The following is an 18812-nucleotide window of genomic DNA, read 5'->3' on the forward strand; positions in this document are numbered from 1 at the left end:
CACTTTCAGTGGACTTTTTATTTCATATATTTAACTTTCTCTATAATCAACAAACGTAATTGGTTTTCTACTTTCTGGCTTGAAAACAATTGATTGTAATTCTTCAAAAGTTTCAAATTTTATAGAAGGCGTTACGCGTAATTTTGCTCTGAAATAATCTTTTATTTTTGCTAAAAAATCATCGGTTTCGTCTGTTGAAACTAATCGAATTAAAATTTCATCTGTTCCAAATTCGTTCGAATAAATTTCGATTAAATGTAATTTGATTTCATCAAAATGATTCAAAATATCATGTAAAGCTGGCGGATACAAGGTTGTTCCTTTGTACTTTATCATATGTTGCTTTCTACCTTCAACTGGTCCTAATCGATACGAATTACTCCCGCATATACATTTATCGGAATGTTTGCGTACTAAATCACCTGTTTTAAAACGCAATAAAGGCATTCCTTCTATTCCTAATGTTGTAATTGTCAATTCACCTAATTCACCATCTTGTACAACTTCATTATTCTCGTCTAAAATTTCTGTGATAATCAAATCTGGCTGATGATGTCCTCCAACCGATTCATTACATTCTGTAAACGCTGTTCCCATCTCGGTTGAAGCATAAGTCGAAAAAAGTTGAATATCCCATTTCGAATTTATTTTTTGCGCCAACAAAGACGAATTCAAATCTTTATCACGCAACGACTCTCCAATACACAAAACCGATTTTACGGATGAATTTTGATAATCGATGTTATTTTTCTCTGCATAATCTAACATTTTCAATAAAAAAGATGGAACAGCAACCAAAAATTTGGGTTGATATTTTAAAATAGAATCCCATTGCAATTGCGGAACTCCAGCACCAACACGAATAACGCCCGCGCCTATTTTTCTCAAACCAAGAAAATACGCCAAACCAGCCATAAAACGACGATCAATCGTTGTCATCAATTGTACAACATCACCTTTTTGAACCCCAATTCGTTGAAAAGAATTCATTTCATTTGCTGCCAGACGATCTAAATCTTTATCCGTCAAACCAAATGTTACAGGATCACCTAAAGTTCCAGAAGTTGTTGAGTAATCAATAATTTCAGTTAATGGAACACATAAAAAATCAAAATTATATTGTTGCAAATCATTCTTCGTTGTAACAGGAATTAATTTTAAATCTTCCGTTGTTTGAATAGATTTCCAATCAATTTGATATTTTTTGAATAAATCTTGATAAAATTTGGAATGCGTCGCAAGATACTTTATCTGTTCTTGAAGTTTCTGATTTTGAAATTCTTTAATCTCTTCTAAAGATTGAAGTTCTAAGGATGTTAACGCGTTTTTCGAGAACATTTGGATAATTTTTTCTGAATTTTATTTCGGTCAGGAACTGTAGTCACCTCCTTTGTCAATGCTAATTTATAATAAAAACTCGCTTGTTGATAATCTTTCTGCTGAAAATAATAATCACCAACTTTGTCATAAACCAACCAAAAATCAGGATTATTTTGAATGTAACTTGTTAAAAAAGTTTCATCAATTTTCTTATTTTCTTTTATCAACTTACTTATTTGGTGTGTTTGTTCACGATATTTTTCATAATTAGAATAATCAGCAGATAAGACAAACTTGTCTTTTTCTATTCTCAAACTATCTACATTTAACATATAATTTGAAATAGAATCATTAAAAATTTTATTCAAATCATAAGCTGTAAACTCACCTAATTGATATGGATTTGACGAAACCCAAACCAATCGTTTATCTGGTTGAAAAACAACTGCGTGATGCGCCAATAGTTGATTCAAAGCCTTTTCATTTCCGTAACCTAATTTAGTGTTTTTCAAACCATTTGTATCACGCAATAATTCAACCATTTTAGTGGGATTTAGCTTATTTTCATTCGAAAGATGTTCTTCAATTTTTTCAAAACGATAAACCGAATGACTTTCCTCTTTTTGAATATTATTTCGCTTATCATCCAAATAAACATCACTCTGAAAATGGTTAGTACAAGCTAAATAAGGTTGATTTTGAACTTCATAAACACCAAACTTTTTAGGAGAAATTTCTATCAACACCACACGATGATCTTTTGAACTACCAATCATGATACTCTCAGAAACGAAAACCTTTTTAGTCTTTGCTATTTCAATTGCTTGATCAATCGTTGAGGCATATTGTAAAATTTCTAAAGCAACGAGAGAAATAGGCGTTTTTGCTTTAAGTGGAATAGAAGATTTTCCCGCATTTATCGTTACTGTAAGCCCTTCCAGATTCATTCCAGACGAAACACCAATCATTCCACACCAAGTCACCGACATATATGGATAACCAGAATTTGGCTTGACAAACGAAACTATTTTATTCTTCGCAAAATCATCATTTGCATAAAAGTCAAAAATGCGACCAATCAACAAACCTCCATCTTCAGATTTATTATCCAAAACAGCCAAAGATGAACAACCAACCAACATCAAATCATGCATAGCATGTCCTATATCGTGCGCCCCATGTAAAAAAAGGTTACGATTATATTTGTCTATTAACGAATCATAGTGGCTATTTGCAGACTCAGAAAGTCCATAAATTTGTGCTTTATATTCGTTGTTGACATATTTATGTAAATCTCGATTATAATATTTGAGTACTTTGAAAAGAAATTTTCTGCGCTTTTCAGAAGGAATAAAATCAGTTATCAAATTCATGAAAGATTGCTCTTGAAAAGCATATAATTCTTTCGTTAAAACACCTGTTTTTTGACCAATTTCTAACGGATCTCCCGAAACAAAAAGTTCCCAATTTTGTGTTTTATTTTTCTTAAAAAAATTATTTTCAATATAAAAAAGTGAGTCATTGATCTCATTTCTACTATATTGTTTTGATTGAAAAGTAGACAAATCAGGACGATTTTCTAAACTTTTTCTAATGCCACAAGATATAAACGTAAAAAAAATAAACGTAAAAAAGTAAATAGTTTTATTCATTCGCATTTAGTTTTATTTCACGATGAACTTTATTCATTAAATAGTCAGCACCAAGGATTTCGCAACATGTTACAAATGCACCAACCGTTACACCCAAAACTCCATGAACACGGACATTTTGACCAGTAAAAAACACATTTTTTACTTTTGATCTTGGTGAAATAAATGTTTTCATCGGATGATTACTATCTTTCAAATATCCATACATATTTCCTTTTTCAGAACCTATAAAATCGCGATAAGATAAAGGCGTAGAAGTATGAATTGAAGAAATTTTTTCTCTAATATCAGGAAATTTTTTCTCTAATATCAGGAAATTTTTTCTCTAATTTACGAATGATTAATTCCGTTTTCTGACGTTTAAATTCTTCATATTCTTCTCCTCTATTTCCGTAATTATCATTAATATCAACATTATACGATTCTTCCCATTTTTGTACTTCATCAAACATCATATACGTCATAACCGTCATACTTTCCGAATACTCTTCATCTTTTTGATCCATACTAAATGTTGCAATGTATGTATTTGGCCAATCATTTGTAGTTTTTTCGTAGCTGTCCCACACATCATTTATCGAGTTAAAATGATAAATATTATGATTGATATAGGAAAAACTTTTTGGCTTAAAAACAATATAAATAGTAAATGCAGAAGGCGTTACTTCCAAGCTTTTGACGCGTCGAGAAAATGGTTTACCAAACTTACGCTCGCCTAACATATCTATTGTTTTTTTAATGTCAATATTTGAAATGAATAAATTACCAAAGAAACGTTTTCCTTTTGTTGTTTCACAACCAATTACTTCTTCATTCTCGTTTTGTACAAATGATTTTATTTCTTGGTATTTATAAATTTCACCTCCATATTTCTTCAGTTCTTTGATCAAAAGTTTCGCGATTTGGCTTCCTCCATTTACACATCTCCAAGCCGAATGTATATAAGAGTTAACTGAAAGCGCGTGTATGTACAAAGGCGTTTTCTCTGCTTGTCCTACATAAAGAAAATTATTTCCTACTAAAACCGCTTTCAAACGCTTATTTGTGAAAACCGAATCGATGTATTCTTTCGCATTAATCGACAAAAAATCTTCTTCATCAGCAAAAGTTCCGATATTCAAATTATACATAGGAAAAGCAGAACAAATTTCCTCTAATTTTTTGCTGTATTTGATTAAATTTTCTCTCTCTTCAGGAAAAAAAACAGCTAATTGATCAACAAAATTCTGATACGTTTGCGCAATTGGATATTCCTGAGAATCATCATCAAACGAAATCATATCAAAACCATTTTTATTCAACTGGCGCAATTTCAATTTGTCGGATATATTCAAATAACTGAAATAGTTATACAAATTTTCTCCTTTATCCAAACCTCCAACATAGTGAACACCAGTATCAAAAATTGTTTTATTTCGAACAAAAGTTTGCAAATTCCCTCCAAACTGATTGTTCTTTTCTAATACAACAACTTTCTTTCCTTCTTTTGCCAAAATAAGCGCAGAAACAAGTCCTCCCAAACCACTACCAATAACGACTACATCGTAATGAGATTCAGAATTATTTTGTGTAAATTGTGTATTCATTTGTTTCGGTTTGTTGGGCAAAACTTGTAAAAAGTGATTCGTCAATATTTCTATTCTTTAAAACAACAATTTTCTCAAATTGATTTATTGTTTCTTGATAAATATTTTCAATATCAGTAGAAATTAAAAGCGTCTTATAATCATCTATAACATCAAGATCAGAACGATATTCTAACGAACGAATTTTTGTAATGTAATTTGTTGCTGCAATCTCTCGCTTTTCTTCCTCTTTTACAAACGTTATTATTTTTCGGTTTGCTTGTTGCATCAATAATAAAAAATCAATTTGTCCAAAATCATTCGAAAAATGAACTATTTTTTCATCTTTTGTAAATGCATTATTTAATTGATGATAAACAGATTTATTCAAACTAAAATCCTTTTTTACAACTTGAATAATTTCAGATTCTTTGTACAAAAAACTTAAAAATAATTTCTGTTTCCAATAGTTTTTATCTTCATATTTATCTCGAATTTCTTGAAAATTATTTTTAAATTCCTTACTGATTCTTTTAGTTCGTTCTGAATAATTCAAACCATAGTTTTCATCATTCCAAGCAATTCTTTTACCTATTATTGAATAAATATGTCCATCAAAAATTAAAAAATCTCCTTTTGGAATAATCTCTGAATTTCCATGAATATAAATTGGTAAAATATCAAGTTTCAATTTCTCCGCCAAATAAAATGCACCTTTATGAAAACGATTAATATTATTCGTTCGAGAACGTGTTCCTTCAGGGAAAATCATCAACGAAAACTCATTCCCAATTCGAGTTTTAATCTCTTCAATATTATTTTCAACACCGTTTGAAACAGGATAAAAACCTGCCATTTTCACAGCTCGACCAAAAATCGGCGATTTATAAACCCAATCGTTCACTAAGAACACAATTTTAGGCGTACACATTCCAATCGCCAACGTATCCAAGAACGAAGTGTGATTCGCAATTATGATTGACTGTTTCTTGAAGTCTTCTTGATTTGGATTAATAATTTTCTTGACAACAGTTGGCTTTAACATCAACACAGATTTCATAAAAGTTGACATTCCCCATCCAAAAAGTGCATATTTTCTTTCTTTCGAAATTGGTAAAATAAGCATCAAAAATCGAAGAATTAATGAAGTTACCGTACCAAATAATCCAAAATAAATGAAGAAAATTCCACTTTGAATTGCTAACCACAACGTCATTGGACTTTTACCTTTTTTAGGACGATTTGAGATGAAAAATCGAAATAAAATTGGGTAGAAAATAAATGTAATCACTAGCGCTGCCACAACTCCAACTAACGAAACTGATGCAATTGATTTTAACGCTGGATGTTTGGCAAAAATTAACGCTCCAATTGCTAAAATTGTCGTGATAACTGCTAATAAAATCGAAGTGCGATAAGTAGGCATTTCATCTTTTCCAGTCGTATATTCTTTTTGTAAAGCACTCGTCATAAAAATACTAAAATCTACTCCATGACCAAAAACTAATGTACATACAATACTACTGAAAATATTGAATTTAATATCAAAAAGTCCCATCAATCCAGCTGTAACCAAACCTGATAATGCGATAGGAATTGCACTAATAATAACCAATTCGATACGTCGAAAGAAATACCACAATATTAATAAAACAGCAATAAATGAGTAATTGACAAGATTATTAAAATCAGTAACTAAATTTCCTAAAAAGTTTTCGTTTAACTGTTTACGATCAATTACAATTGTTTCTTTATTATGATATTGTTGAACAAAATTTTCTCGGCTTTCTTCTTTTAATTTTACTAAAGTTGAGATCGTATAAAAACCATTTTTATGAGAAACAAATTCTTCAAAAAGCGAAGTATTAAACGCGCGGTAATCTTCTAATTTTAAAGGTTTATATGCTTTATCGAAAATTGAGAAAAATTGAGTATAAATTTCTTCTTTAAAACCATATTTTTTTCCATCCTTGATAAACTCATTTTTCACAAAATTCACTTTCTCTGAAGTCCAAAAATTTTCCCAATCTTTAATTTTTTCTTGTTGAACTGAAATTGGTAAAACCAACGATTGAATGGAATTATAACTTAAAATCTCATTCTTATTTTCTGCTAGTTCAAGCTTATTTGTTAACGCAATATTTTGATTTAAAACATCTTCTACATTGTTTCCATAATTGACAACATACAACGATTTTGAGATAGAATTTGAAGAAGTTTCTAGCTTTTGTTCCGCTATTTTTTGATCGGTTGGAACATAATTTAGCTTAGACAAATCTTTATCAAAATTTACATTATTAAACGTAAAACAACTCACTATAATCAAAAGAACACAAGCACCAATCAATATCTTGTTGTTATGAAATGAAAAGAACGCTAACTTCTCTATTATTGAAGAATTATTTTCAATCGCATCTTCTTTTGGATGATATAAATGTGGAATAATCAACAATGAAAAAACACCAGAAACAATAACTGTTATTCCTGCAAAAATTCCTAAATCTTTCAACACATCTGATTTCACAAAAAGTAAACACAAAAATGCAATCGTTGTAGTTGTACAGCTCATTATTAGAGGTTTCGTAATCTCCTTAAACAATGTTTTAGAATCGTTATTGTGCTTATAATGCGTCATGATATGCAGCGAATAATCAATTGTTATTCCTAATAAAACTGCTCCAATACTCAATGAAATTGCAGAAATTGTACCTTGAATAAAATACAAAAGTGCCAAAGCGAAGAAAAAACCAAAAACGGAAGGAATAAAAATAATTATCGGAATGTAAATTTTTCGATAAAATACAATTAAAATGATCATTAATGTAATCATCGAAATCAAAACGGTTGTTATAATATCTTGCTTAATCTGCTTTGCATTCGCAACTGCAATAAAGCTTGAACCAAAATAACTCAATGTTGATTTTCCGCTATATTCTGGATTTAAATGCTGTTGAATTTCTTCTAAACGATTAACAAATTCAGTATTATGTTCTGTTTCACTTCCTGAAAATTTAGGATTGATAAAAAGAAATAATTTCGAATGATCTTTCGTCACAATAAATCCATTGTAAACCTCAAAATCATCCGTCAAATTCTTTTCTTTTAAACGATTTAACGCAACAAAAGTCAACCCAAGCGGATCTTTCAACATAAATTCTTTCGAAACAATTCCAGTCGGTGTAATCAAACTTTTGTAATTACTTTCAACAATAGAAGCAATCGAATCTTTTAAGAGTTTTTGTTCTAACTTTTTATAATCTTCTTTCTCTAAAAAAAGTGGCAAATTTTGATGAACGAAATCAAAAGTCGAAGCAAAATTATCTAAATCATATTGACCTTGAATATCATTATAATAATTACTTAACGGCTGAACACTATCTAAAAAATCTGTTGCTTGCGCCGTCATATCATCCAACGTTCCAGCTTTATCTTTTTCGATAATCACCGCAACTTTATCCGTAAATTTTAATTGAGCAATAACCTTTGCCATTGCATCATTTTTCTCATCTTTCGGAATGATTCGCGTAATATCTTCTTCAAATTTTAGTCGATTTGAAAAAAAAACACAACCAAGTAAAAAGAGAATAAAAAATAATACACTCAACCATTTATTTGCCTTGATTTGTAAAAATATGTTGTAGAAAAATTTATGCATTCTTAATTGTCTTTTGACTGAAATAAGTTAATAAAAAATAACTTACAATTCCACTAACAATACTACAAAAAGTAGCTAAAACTAAACTTCCGACAATATAACGAAGCAGATTTTTTTTGATAATTTCAAAAGAAACCAAACTCAAATCCAATTGAAAATTGTCTTGCAAAATAAATCCCCCAGTCAACAAAGAAAGATAAATAATTATCGGAATCATTGGCGGAATACTAATGTTGGAACAAAAGAAACTAATCACTTTATTAAGACGAAACATCGACGCTAAAAAAATGGATAAAAAAGTTTGAAAGCCCCAAAATGGTGCAATTCCAAGAAAAATTCCCAAAGCAATTGAAAGCGCTTTTACTTTATTGCTATCATTACTCCCTAGAATATCTTCTTTAATGAATGTTCGTATATTTTTTTTTTTGAAACTGAAGAAAAAATTTCGTGGTTTGATGTAAAAAATCGTCAAAAAAACCAGAAAAGTATTCAAAATACTAATTCTCGTAAAATCTTGAAATGGACGAAAATGTGAAACGCGTTCGTTTGGATCGTACAAAATATCAATCGGAATATTGGTCACCTCAATTCCTTTCCAAGCTGTTCGTACAATAATCTCAATTTCGAATTCGAATTTATTTGTCCAAAACTTTTTCGGAATAAATTTCAACGGATACAAACGATAACCAGATTGTGTATCATTCAGCTTAATTCCAGTCTCGAACCAAAACCAAAAGTTAGAAAACTTATTTCCAAAACTACTTTTCTTCGGAATTCCATCTTGTTCCATTTGACGACTTCCAATAATTAAAACAGGTTTATTTTTTTGATCTAATTCTGTAATAAAATTTGGAATATCATGTGGAAAATGTTGACCATCCGAATCGATTGTCAATGCATAATGGTAGCCTTTTTCTCGCGCAGTTTTAAAACCAATACGTAGTGCATTTCCTTTTCCTTTGTTCTCTGAAAGTTCAACAACAATAAACTGATTCTGATAATCTTTTAAAATTTCAGAAGTAGAATCCGTCGATCCATCATTTATAACTATAATTTGATTCGTGTAATCTAAAACTCCGTCAATCACACGCTTCAATGTTTTATGATTGTTGTAAGTCGGAATAAGTACACAAACTTTTTGTTCGTCTATTTTATGTCGAATAATCGAAAAATCCATTGATTAATTTAGTTTTTTCAGCTGTTGCGCTGTAAAAGTATTGTATTTTTTGGCGTAAGATTTCACCAAAGTTTTAACTTCTTTTGGTGCAGAACTATAATTTTCGACAATAAATGTTTTATCTTCTTGTATATTTTGATTGTATTTGATAAACTTTGGAATATTCTCTTGAATAATCAATCGAATTAAACGATTTTCAACATCTTTCGAGTCCTTTTTTATCGAATTATTGATCAAAGTTGCTCCATCTGTAAAATATTGTTTCTTCGTTTCCTTATCTTTTATATACCTTGCTTTCAGAATTTTAGACGCTCCTTTATATGCAATAATTGTTTGATTATCACCTGAATAATTATCTAATTTATTATACAAAACAGATACATTATTCGATGATTTCGAAGCGTTTTCAAAATCTGTTCTCAATTCGGATAAGGTTAATCCAAAGAAAAATGAAACCGATAAAAAAATAGATAATAGAGTTTTCATTAATCCAAAACTTTATAAATTGCACTAAATTTTAACGCATTTGTCGTTTCAAAAAATGAAGAATTTTTCACTTTCACTTCATTATTTTCACAAACAACATTCAAACTCAAATCCAAAATAGGATTAATAAACGGATTTATTGTCGCCATAAATTTCACATTAGAAACTTTAGACAAAAACAAATCTTTCGAAACAAAACCTTCTGTTATCTCCTTTATTATCTGCATCATGCAAACACCAGGTGTAATTGGATTATTTGGAAAATGACCTTCGAAAACTTGATGATTTGGATTTAATTCAATTTGAACTTTAAAATTATTTTCATCAATTTTCTCAGTATTTTTAATGATATATAGATTAGGAATAAGCATTTGTAATAGTTTTGAGTTACAAATATAATCTAAAAAAAGATGATTTGTACGTTAGTTTACTCTTCCTCTAATTGTATATTTACTTTTGTAAGTGTGATACTTAAATTGAAGTGATTATGTTTGATTAAAATCTGATCAGGAAAATCTGTTTGATCTCCAGAAAATTGATTAATCGTTTTTATTTTATTCTTCTTTAAATGAACCAATTCTTTAAAATAATTTGATTCATTCTTAGCAAAAATTAAACTCACTTCTTTTGATTTTAAAATCGTTTGATCTGTCGTTTTTATATGCTCATCAACTTGAAAATCATTCTTAAAAATAGCTTGTAAATCTTCTGCAAGAGTTTTTACAACCACTTTTTTATTCAAATCTGGCATCGCATAATTCAATGTATAATCGTGGTCTGTAACTGACAAATCGAATAACGTATTCCCAAAATCAGACGTCATTACCACACGATGCGAGTTGTAACCCAATTTTTTCACAACAAAATTACCTTTCATTTCATTTTTCATGAACGTAATCTTGAAACGATAACTATATTCTTTATCAATTGAACTAAAATATGGGTTCAAAAACTCCCTTTCATCCTTTTGTTGTTCTTGTATATCAGCAATTTTGTAAGTCGTTCCACAAGAGGTTAAAATGAAAAAACTAAGGATTAAAAACAGACGCATTGATTATTTTATTTAAAGATTTGTTGGTAAATAAAATTTTCGTGTAATCATCCGAAGGTTCAATTAATTTGACTTCTGTAACCGTTGATTGACCTGAATAAAACGTCAACTGAATTTCTTTGATGTACTTTTTTACATCCTTTATTTTTGGTTGTAATTTTGCAATTCGAGATTTATCAGTTTTCGCAAAAGTTATGATAAAATCGTTTGTATCAAACAAATTTCCACTTACACTTCCGACAATTAATTGATTTAATTTTTCAAATTTTTTATTTCCTTGCAAATCTACACTCGATTTTTTCCCTTCATCATTAATGTAAATTTTTCCATTGTTAAAAATCACATTATAATCAATTGGTTGTGTATAATTCCAACGCATCGCTTTAGGATTTTGCAAGTACAATTTTCCTTTCGAAACAATTGGTTTATCCAAGAAACTCATCACTTTATATTGTGTAAAATCAGCCGTCAACGTTTGTATTTTCTTAGAATCAGCTATAATATCTTTTTTGAAATTCTCAATTTCAGCATTACTCATTTTACTTTCTTGCGCAAAAATTGTCAAGTGAAAAAAAGCTAATAAAATGAAGATTTTAGTTTTCATATACATCAATTTTCAAGAGTTCATTTAATGGAACTACTTTATAATTTTCCTTTTGTAAAAATACGAATAATTGCTCTAAAACATTCGCAGTTTTGTCTGAAGTATCGTGCATCAAAATAATAGAACCAGGCTTTATTTGACCAGTAATTCGGTTCAATAATTTTTTTTCATCATTGATAACTGTATCCAAAGAACGAATATCCCAACCAATTACATTATGTTGTGTTTTATTTAAAGCCTTTGCTATATGTGGATTTGTGACACCAAAAGGTGGTCTAAAAATTTTCGTCGTAACGTTTATTTTTTCTCCAATAAGTTGATTGGTAGAAACGATTTCATCAATGATTTTTTCTGTTGAATAAAAACCATTTTTAGAAGAGTGATGAAATGTATGATTCCCTATCAAATGTCCTGATTGATGAGTTATTTCAAGAATTTCAGGATAATTTTCGATTTGTCTACCAATGCAAAAAAAAGTTGCTTTTGCACTATTTTTTTCTAAAATGGTTAAAATTCTTAGTGTAAATTCCGTCGGTCCATCATCAAAAGTAAGAGAAATTATTTTCTCTGAATGATTATTTCCTCGATGATAAGCTTTCAAAAAATAGTTAAATCGAATTTCAAAAGCTCCAAAAATTGTCAATAACAACCAAATAATAAAAGGTATAAACAAATAAAAAAAAGACAAACCTTTTGTAAAACAACCAATTGATAAACAAATTAGTATAACTACAAAAAGGATTGTGACTACTCTGAATTTCATATCGATTGAAGCAATACTAAACTCAAATCTTTACCTTTATGACCATTCACTAAAAGTACGTTTTTATAACTTTCAGCTTTTACGTCATTCTTTTTGAATTGGTTTGGTAAAGTTTGATTTTTCAATAATTCACAACCTAACACAAATCCGAAAGCAGAGGAAGTTCCAAATTCTCCAATAAAATCTTTGTATCCAAATAACTCAAGTTGATTTAAATCATTAATATTCAATAAATTTTCACCAGAAATAATCGAATCAATATCGGTTAAATCAATATGATTCAATTGAATGAATTTTAAAATTTCGGAATATAAATCTTCAAATTGATTTAAAATAGAAACATCTAAAACTTTTGTATAAGAATTTTCATTTCTTTTATTAGATAAAACACAAAAATGAGCACCTTCACTATATTTAATTCCTTGATTTTCTTCTGATTCAATCTCACCAATTAATTGTAACAACTGATATGTTCTTTCTCCAATTTCATCAATTCCACCAACCAAAACGTTATTTACTTCTTGATTTTCAACTTGTAAAAAACCATCTAGAAGTGCATTTTCAAACGAATTAAAACCATTTGTATACGTGAAATTATACGCATTACAACCAAGATGCAAAGCAATTTGAGAACCAACTGTATTGTGCGTAGATTGAATAAAAGCTGTTGGCGTCAAAAACTCTTCTTTGTTTTGAATAATATTTGTCAAAAACTTCTCAGAATCAACCAAACAACCCAAAGCAGTTCCAGTAATTATTGCTTCTGGTTGTTTAATTCCTGCCTCATTCAATGCTTTTAGAGAAGAATAAATTCCCATTTTTACACCAGAAGCCATTCTACGACTCATCGCAGGAGAAATAATATCTTTTAACGAAGGCGATTTTGCCTTAGTAATAGAAGCTTCTAAAGGAAGAAAATCATCAGTTATTATATCTATAAATCGCACATTTACAAAGCCTAATCCGTTTACAAATACTTCTTTCATGATTTAGAAAAAATTAAAGTTGAACAATTTCCTCCAAAACCAAACGAATTTGATAACACATATTCAATATCTTTCTTTTCCAATTTTGTGGTCGGAAAGATATTCAACTCTTCAATCGGAGATTGAAAATTAAGATTTGGATAAACAAGATTATGTTGAATACTCAACAAACTGAATACCGCTTCTACACTCGCTGCAGCAGCCAACGTATGACCTGTAAATGGTTTTGTAGAACTAAAATTAGGGACATTTTCTCGGAAAATTCTCTTCAAAGCTCGACCTTCTGTTATATCATTATTGTTTGTTGCAGTTCCATGAACATTAATATAATCGATTTCTGAAGGCTGAATAATAGAAGTTTCGAACGCTTTTTTCATCGCCAAATACGCTCCTTCTCCATTTTCAGACGAAGCTGTTTGATGAAATGCATCATTAGCATTTCCAGCACCAACTAAATAACCAAGAACTTTTTTATTTGACTTTTGAACTGATTCTTCTGATTCTAAAACTAAATAAGCTGCTGCTTCACCAAGATTTAGACCTTTTCGATTTTCATCAAATGGTTGATTAAACTCATCACTCAAAATCATCAAACTTTTGAATCCATTAATGGTAAATTTTGACAAAGCATCCGTTCCGCCAACAATCACTCTATCTAATTTTCCTGAATTAATCAAGCGCGCTCCATACATAATCGCATTCGCAGCCGAAGAACAAGCCGTACTAATTGTAGAAACAAAGCCTTTCAAACCAATTTCATTTGCAATTTGATTGGAAGAAGCGCCCGCATCGTGACTCGAAATATACTTTTGTTTCTCGGGCAGGTTTTCATAATCCAAAAAATAATTTTCCGTCATATCCATTCCTCCCACACTTGTCGAAGAAATCAGTCCTGTTCTGACTTCATTTACGTTTTCGATTCCTGCATTTTTCAGAGCTTCTTTCACAGCTATTAGTCCTAACATCGCTGTTCGAGAGAAATTATTCTCTGAAGATAAGTTTAAAAAAGTTGCTAATTCATCATTCGATAATTTAATTTCACCTACAAAAATTTCATTTTTATGAATAGAATCAAAATTTTCAAGGCATGATAAACCATGCTTTTGATGAATTAATGAATCGAAATTCTCTTCGACATTCTTACCAATTGCCGAAATAATTCCCATTCCTGTTATTCCAACTTTTTTATGCATTATTTTGTTCTATTTTTTTCAATATAATCTGCCATTACTTCTACCGATTGAAAGATTGTTTTTCCTTCTTTTGGATCAGTAATTTTGATTCCATATTCTTTATCCAATAAAACAATCAACTCCAAAGCATCGATTGAATCTAATCCCAAACCGTCACCAAATAAAGGATCATCATTTTTGATATCCTCTACTGATACATCTTCAAGGTTTAAAATTTCGATAATTTTTACTTTTAAGTCGTTAATTAAATTTTCCATAGTATTTTTTATTGTAAACTAATATTGTTTTTAATCTATTAAGTACATTTTCGCTTCGTAATCACCTTGTAAATAATCTACCCAAGCCAAAACAACTTTCTTTGCTTTGTTTTTTCGAATTAAATAATTCGCATATTTTTTTAATTGTTCTTCATTAAAATTTTTCGAAATAAAAAAAGCATTTTCTGTCTTCAATCCATGACGAATACTTACTTCACCTAAACAAATATTTGCTAATGTATAAACAAAAACAGCAGGACTTGGAAAAATTTCATCAGTAGATTGAATACTTTGTTGATGTTTCAAATCTGATTCTAAACTCGAATTTCGATTTGCAAAAACCAATGCAATATCTTGATTTTCATTTAAAGTATTCTCATCTTTCAACAAAATTTCGGCAGCTAAAAAAGCTAATTTACTTTGATAATCCATTTTATAAAATTTTGGATAATCAATTTCGAAAGATTTGAAGAAATTTTTCGAAAATATACCAAAATCTCCTGAAGAATCTTCAAAATGAAGTTCATCATTCAACCAAACTTGTTCGTTTTTAATCTCAACTTTAGTCATTCTGAACTTTTTTTAGAATAATTACAGCATTACTTCCTCCAAAACCAGATGAAGTTTTCAAGATAATATTGACTTCTTTTTGAAGATTTTCATTCAAAATATTTAATGGAACTGAAGTTCCTATTTCACTAAAATTATGACTTTTCAAAACTAAATTTTCTTCAGCTTGCTTCATCGCAATAATTAATTCCAACAATCCAGAAGCGCCCAATGTATGTCCATAAAAAGCTTTTAAACTATTTGTCGGAGTTTTATCCATTTGTAAACGATTAAAAGCAATTGCTTCCATTTCATCGTTATACAATGTCGCCGTTCCATGTGCCGAAATATAATCAATTTCATTTGATGAAATATTGGCTTCTTTCATCGCGACTTCTATACTCAAGACCAAACCTTCACCCGTTCGAGATGGTCCAGAAATATGATTTGCATCGTTAATTGAAGATTCACCCAAAATCTGAAAACTATTTTCTTCTTGACTTTTTGAAAGATAAACACAAGCCGCAGCTTCGCCTAAATTAACACCTTTTCTATCTTTGTCAAATGGTTTACATAATTCAAAATCCATTGCTTGAAAAGAATTGAAACCTGTCAAAACAAAATCTGTCAACTCATCCAAAGCCAAAACATATGCATCATCAAACTCATCAATTTCAATGAAACGTTTTGCAACATTAACTGCTAAAACTCCAGAAACACAAGCATTTGAAATGATAATTGGTTCAGTTTTAAATCCAAAATAATCTGCAATTTTCTTTGCAAAATTTGGAATTGAAACTTTTTCTAAAGAATCAGAAAGTTGATCAATATTTCCTTTTGTAGTTGAAAGTACAAAAGCAGTTCGTTGTGAAATTTTTGATTTTTCAATAATAGATTGAAGAGCTGAAATACCAATTATTTCTAATCGTGTATAATGTTGATTATCTTTTAGTTCATTTTTTAAATTTAAGAAAATATCATCCTCAATTTTCCCAGCATAAAAATTCTTTAAATGACCAAATGAATCAATTTTAGAAACAGCCGAATTTCCTTTCAACAATTCATTCCAATTTGTTTCAATTGAATTTCCGAAAGGCGTTAAAATATTTGCACGATTAATGTAAACTTTTTCCATTACAACAATCCTACTTTTTTCTTCCATTCTTCAAAAAATGGTGGCAATGTTAACATTAAATCTCCTTCGTTGTCTAAAAAAACTTGAGTCGTTTCTCCAATACAAACCAATTTTTCATCTTGATTGAAAATCTTGAATCTGTATATCATTTTAGCAGCCAAAGTATCTTCAAAAGTTGTTTCTACTCTACATTTATCGCCATATTTCAATGGAAATTTATGTTCACAAACCGACTTAATGATTGGTGTTACAAATCCGCTTTTTTGAATATCCAAATAACTAATCCCAAAATGACGTCCAAAAGCTTCCCTTCCATCTTCAAAATACGTAATATAATTCCCATGCCACACGATTCCCAACGGATCGGTTTCATTGAATCGTACTGCGAAATTGGAATTATGTACTAATGTTTTAATCTTCTCTTCTGAACTTATCATAATATATAGCGGCAAACAAGGTAATAATATAGAACAAAGTTAACAAAATAATATTCGGAACAATCTGAAGAAAAGATTGATTTCGCAGAATTAAACTATAATAGCCATCGAGTGCCCAATTCATCGGTGATATTTTCGCAAAATGTTGCATAAAATCTGACATCGCAAAAACTGGAATCCAAACACCACCAATTGCAGCTAAAATAACGACTAAAGTCGCTCCAAAAGGTGCAGATTGTTCTTGGGTTTTCGCAATTGTACCTATTAAAAGTCCTAATCCAATTGCTGCCAAAGAAGCAAATATAGTTAATCCGTAAATAGAAAATAATATGCCATCCGTTTTGAAACCTGGTAAATCAATCAATGGAAAGACTAATTTAGCGACACATAAAATCATTGTAAATTGCAATAAACTTATGATTAAATACGTGATGGTTTTTCCGATAATTTGAACAGAATAAGGCATTGGACTTGTTAATAGTCGAATATGTGTGCCTAAACTTTTTTCTTTTACAATGTTGATAGAAAGCGGAACAACAATAAAAAATATCGCAAATAATGTCCATGCAGGCACATTATGTTGTGTAACATTTGGTTTCAAAACTGATTTAGAATCTTCAGGAACAATCTCTTGAAAATGAATAAACTTCTCATTTTGAAATCCTAAATCATTTGATCCCATCTCTTGTTGAAATGCTTTGTAAATACTTTTATTCTCAGTATCTGTAATTAATTTATCCAAAACATTCGACACATTTTCTTTGAAAGCCAATGAAGTTGCAGGATCAAAGTATAATTTAATCGTTTTTGGATTGACTTGTTGATTATATTTAACTTGCGTGCTATCAAAAGCAAATTCGTTCAGAATTTTCTCAACATTTTGATTGATTTTATAATTCAAATCCTTTGATAATTTCGCTGGAATTACAATTCCAACTTGGTATTTTCCTTTAAAAACTTCAGTTTTCAGTTCATCTTCCGTTAATTTTTTCCCATTTAATTCAGTTACAATTTTTAAATTTCCTGAATGTGAAATATGTTTTTTTACAATCGCAGAAATACTACCTTGATCATGATCAATAAATAGAACAGGAATACTTGCTTCAGCAAAAGAATCATAGGTACTTTTCTGAATTTTAGTCACCGTAATAACCAAAATCAAAGGCATAATAAAAAGAATCACCAATCCGCCAATATCACGAATAAGTAATAAAATTTCTTTCTTTATACATGCTAAAAGTTGGCTCAACATATCACGATAATTTAGTTAAATTAACAAAAGCTTCCTCCAAATTATATACATTCACTTGCTTGATTAATTCTTTCGGTTCAGCTGTAACAATTGATTTTCCTTGATTCATAATCGTGACTTGCGTACAAAAATCTTCGGCTTCTGCCATATGATGAGATGTATAAACAATCGACATTCCTTGTTGATGAAGCTCTTGTAAATAGTCTAATAATGCAATTTTTGATTGTATATCAACGCCAACAGTTGGCTCATCTAAAAAAAGAATTTCTGGCTGATGAAGAATTCCTGCCAATAAATTAATGCGACGTTTCATTCCTCCCGAAAAAGAATCAATTTTTTTATCTAAAAACTTACTCATTCCTACTTTTTCAGTCAAAAGCTGAATCTTTTCGTGTAATTCTTTTGAAGGAACTTTATAAATTTTTCCAAAAAATTCTAAATTTTCTCTCGCTGTCAACGTTGGATACAACGCATATTCTTGCGGAACAATTCCAATGATTTTTTGAATCTTTTTTAAATCTGTTTTTTGATTTAAATTTTGAATCACAACATTACCAGAAGTTGGTTTAATCAATCCAGAAAGTATCGACATCAAGGTTGTTTTCCCTGCTCCATTTGGACCAAGTAAACCGTGAATTTCGTTCTGTGTTATCGTCAAAGAAAAATCTTCTAGCGCAAAAACATCAGAATTTTTATATTTTTTATATAATTTTTCAATTTCAATCATCTG

17 protein-coding genes and 1 pseudogene are annotated in these 18812 nt (G+C 29.8%); all 18 read right to left on the reverse strand.

All coding sequences use genetic code 11. From position 1 onward, the window contains the following. Window positions 1-30 precede the first annotated feature (30 nt). Entirely contained in the window at window positions 31-1338 is a 1308-nt protein-coding gene (flxY, locus tag B4E59_RS09845) for a flexirubin biosynthesis putative acyl-CoA ligase FlxY (RefSeq protein ID WP_219034299.1), read from the reverse strand. Continuing rightward, on the reverse strand, window positions 1317-2978 hold the full coding sequence (locus tag B4E59_RS09850; RefSeq protein ID WP_291052720.1) for a C45 family autoproteolytic acyltransferase/hydrolase: 1662 nt from the start codon (window positions 2976-2978) through the stop codon (window positions 1317-1319). The genes flxY and B4E59_RS09850 overlap by 22 nt, the downstream gene beginning before the upstream one ends. Beyond that, window positions 2965-4558, reverse strand: a pseudogene (locus B4E59_RS09855) (phytoene desaturase family protein). The gene B4E59_RS09850 and the pseudogene B4E59_RS09855 overlap by 14 nt, the downstream one beginning before the upstream one ends. Further along, complete coding sequence (locus tag B4E59_RS09860; protein WP_291052723.1) at window positions 4533-8192, reverse strand: MMPL family transporter; 3660 nt, start codon at window positions 8190-8192, stop codon at window positions 4533-4535. The pseudogene B4E59_RS09855 and the gene B4E59_RS09860 overlap by 26 nt, the downstream one beginning before the upstream one ends. Further along, window positions 8185-9369, reverse strand: coding sequence for a DUF2062 domain-containing protein (locus B4E59_RS09865; protein WP_221854837.1), 1185 nt, complete (start codon window positions 9367-9369; stop codon window positions 8185-8187). Before B4E59_RS09865 ends, B4E59_RS09860 begins: the two co-directional genes overlap by 8 nt. A 3-nt stretch (window positions 9370-9372) precedes the next feature. Next, window positions 9373-9855, reverse strand: a complete 483-nt coding sequence (locus tag B4E59_RS09870) for a hypothetical protein (RefSeq protein WP_221854835.1) — start codon at window positions 9853-9855, stop codon at window positions 9373-9375. Further along, window positions 9855-10226 (reverse strand): ApeI family dehydratase, encoded by a 372-nt coding sequence (locus B4E59_RS09875; protein ID WP_125350372.1) that lies wholly within the window; start codon window positions 10224-10226, stop codon window positions 9855-9857. The genes B4E59_RS09870 and B4E59_RS09875 overlap by 1 nt, the downstream gene beginning before the upstream one ends. A 56-nt stretch (window positions 10227-10282) precedes the next feature. Then, on the reverse strand, window positions 10283-10906 hold the full coding sequence (gene lolB2, locus B4E59_RS09880; protein ID WP_221854833.1) for a flexirubin biosynthesis protein LolB2: 624 nt from the start codon (window positions 10904-10906) through the stop codon (window positions 10283-10285). Beyond that, window positions 10884-11510 (reverse strand): flexirubin biosynthesis/transport protein LolA2, encoded by a 627-nt coding sequence (lolA2, locus tag B4E59_RS09885; RefSeq protein WP_376741533.1) that lies wholly within the window; start codon window positions 11508-11510, stop codon window positions 10884-10886. The genes lolB2 and lolA2 overlap by 23 nt, the downstream gene beginning before the upstream one ends. Next, window positions 11500-12273 (reverse strand): polysaccharide deacetylase family protein, encoded by a 774-nt coding sequence (locus tag B4E59_RS09890; protein ID WP_291052731.1) that lies wholly within the window; start codon window positions 12271-12273, stop codon window positions 11500-11502. The genes lolA2 and B4E59_RS09890 overlap by 11 nt, the downstream gene beginning before the upstream one ends. Beyond that, window positions 12270-13259, reverse strand: coding sequence for a beta-ketoacyl synthase chain length factor (locus tag B4E59_RS09895; protein WP_286495636.1), 990 nt, complete (start codon window positions 13257-13259; stop codon window positions 12270-12272). Before B4E59_RS09895 ends, B4E59_RS09890 begins: the two co-directional genes overlap by 4 nt. Further along, window positions 13256-14452 carry a beta-ketoacyl-[acyl-carrier-protein] synthase family protein gene (locus B4E59_RS09900; RefSeq protein WP_280051371.1) on the reverse strand — a complete coding sequence of 399 codons (1197 nt, stop codon included), beginning with the start codon at window positions 14450-14452 and terminating at the stop codon, window positions 13256-13258. Before B4E59_RS09900 ends, B4E59_RS09895 begins: the two co-directional genes overlap by 4 nt. After that, the gene (gene apeE, locus B4E59_RS09905) at window positions 14452-14709 is read right to left on the reverse strand and encodes an ApeE family acyl carrier protein (RefSeq protein ID WP_019975316.1); all 258 of its coding nucleotides are present in this window, start codon (window positions 14707-14709) and stop codon (window positions 14452-14454) included. The genes B4E59_RS09900 and apeE overlap by 1 nt, the downstream gene beginning before the upstream one ends. Before the next feature lie 30 nt (window positions 14710-14739). Then, complete coding sequence (locus B4E59_RS09910) at window positions 14740-15279, reverse strand: 3-oxoacyl-ACP synthase (protein ID WP_286495637.1); 540 nt, start codon at window positions 15277-15279, stop codon at window positions 14740-14742. After that, window positions 15272-16420, reverse strand: coding sequence for a beta-ketoacyl-[acyl-carrier-protein] synthase family protein (locus B4E59_RS09915; protein WP_291046904.1), 1149 nt, complete (start codon window positions 16418-16420; stop codon window positions 15272-15274). Before B4E59_RS09915 ends, B4E59_RS09910 begins: the two co-directional genes overlap by 8 nt. Further along, a complete protein-coding gene (locus tag B4E59_RS09920; RefSeq protein WP_221854827.1) occupies window positions 16393-16830 on the reverse strand; it encodes an acyl-CoA thioesterase in 438 nt (145 codons plus the stop codon). The genes B4E59_RS09915 and B4E59_RS09920 overlap by 28 nt, the downstream gene beginning before the upstream one ends. After that, the gene (locus B4E59_RS09925) at window positions 16805-18082 is read right to left on the reverse strand and encodes an ABC transporter permease (RefSeq protein ID WP_221854826.1); all 1278 of its coding nucleotides are present in this window, start codon (window positions 18080-18082) and stop codon (window positions 16805-16807) included. Before B4E59_RS09925 ends, B4E59_RS09920 begins: the two co-directional genes overlap by 26 nt. A 1-nt stretch (window position 18083) precedes the next feature. Then, the gene (locus tag B4E59_RS09930) at window positions 18084-18809 is read right to left on the reverse strand and encodes an ABC transporter ATP-binding protein (protein ID WP_291052734.1); all 726 of its coding nucleotides are present in this window, start codon (window positions 18807-18809) and stop codon (window positions 18084-18086) included. Window positions 18810-18812 lie beyond the last annotated feature (3 nt).

Source organism: Empedobacter sp. UBA2044, from assembly GCF_002333005.1.
Lineage (GTDB): Bacteria > Bacteroidota > Bacteroidia > Flavobacteriales > Weeksellaceae > Empedobacter > Empedobacter falsenii_B.

Coding starts and splice junctions, on each gene's coding strand:
- B4E59_RS09850 (WP_291052720.1), bottom strand. CDS start 2,978: ATGCGAATGAATAAAACTATTTACTTTTTTACGTTTATTTTTTTTACG.
- B4E59_RS09875 (WP_125350372.1), bottom strand. CDS start 10,226: ATGCTTATTCCTAATCTATATATCATTAAAAATACTGAGAAAATTGAT.
- B4E59_RS09915 (WP_291046904.1), bottom strand. CDS start 16,420: ATGGAAGAAAAAAGTAGGATTGTTGTAATGGAAAAAGTTTACATTAAT.
- B4E59_RS09920 (WP_221854827.1), bottom strand. CDS start 16,830: ATGATAAGTTCAGAAGAGAAGATTAAAACATTAGTACATAATTCCAAT.
- B4E59_RS09860 (WP_291052723.1), bottom strand. CDS start 8,192: ATGCATAAATTTTTCTACAACATATTTTTACAAATCAAGGCAAATAAA.
- lolB2 (WP_221854833.1), bottom strand. CDS start 10,906: ATGCGTCTGTTTTTAATCCTTAGTTTTTTCATTTTAACCTCTTGTGGA.
- B4E59_RS09925 (WP_221854826.1), bottom strand. CDS start 18,082: ATGTTGAGCCAACTTTTAGCATGTATAAAGAAAGAAATTTTATTACTT.
- flxY (WP_219034299.1), bottom strand. CDS start 1,338: ATGTTCTCGAAAAACGCGTTAACATCCTTAGAACTTCAATCTTTAGAA.
- B4E59_RS09870 (WP_221854835.1), bottom strand. CDS start 9,855: ATGAAAACTCTATTATCTATTTTTTTATCGGTTTCATTTTTCTTTGGA.
- B4E59_RS09900 (WP_280051371.1), bottom strand. CDS start 14,452: ATGCATAAAAAAGTTGGAATAACAGGAATGGGAATTATTTCGGCAATT.
- B4E59_RS09930 (WP_291052734.1), bottom strand. CDS start 18,809: ATGATTGAAATTGAAAAATTATATAAAAAATATAAAAATTCTGATGTT.
- B4E59_RS09865 (WP_221854837.1), bottom strand. CDS start 9,369: ATGGATTTTTCGATTATTCGACATAAAATAGACGAACAAAAAGTTTGT.
- B4E59_RS09895 (WP_286495636.1), bottom strand. CDS start 13,259: ATGAAAGAAGTATTTGTAAACGGATTAGGCTTTGTAAATGTGCGATTT.
- apeE (WP_019975316.1), bottom strand. CDS start 14,709: ATGGAAAATTTAATTAACGACTTAAAAGTAAAAATTATCGAAATTTTA.
- lolA2 (WP_376741533.1), bottom strand. CDS start 11,510: ATGAAAACTAAAATCTTCATTTTATTAGCTTTTTTTCACTTGACAATT.
- B4E59_RS09910 (WP_286495637.1), bottom strand. CDS start 15,279: ATGACTAAAGTTGAGATTAAAAACGAACAAGTTTGGTTGAATGATGAA.
- B4E59_RS09890 (WP_291052731.1), bottom strand. CDS start 12,273: ATGAAATTCAGAGTAGTCACAATCCTTTTTGTAGTTATACTAATTTGT.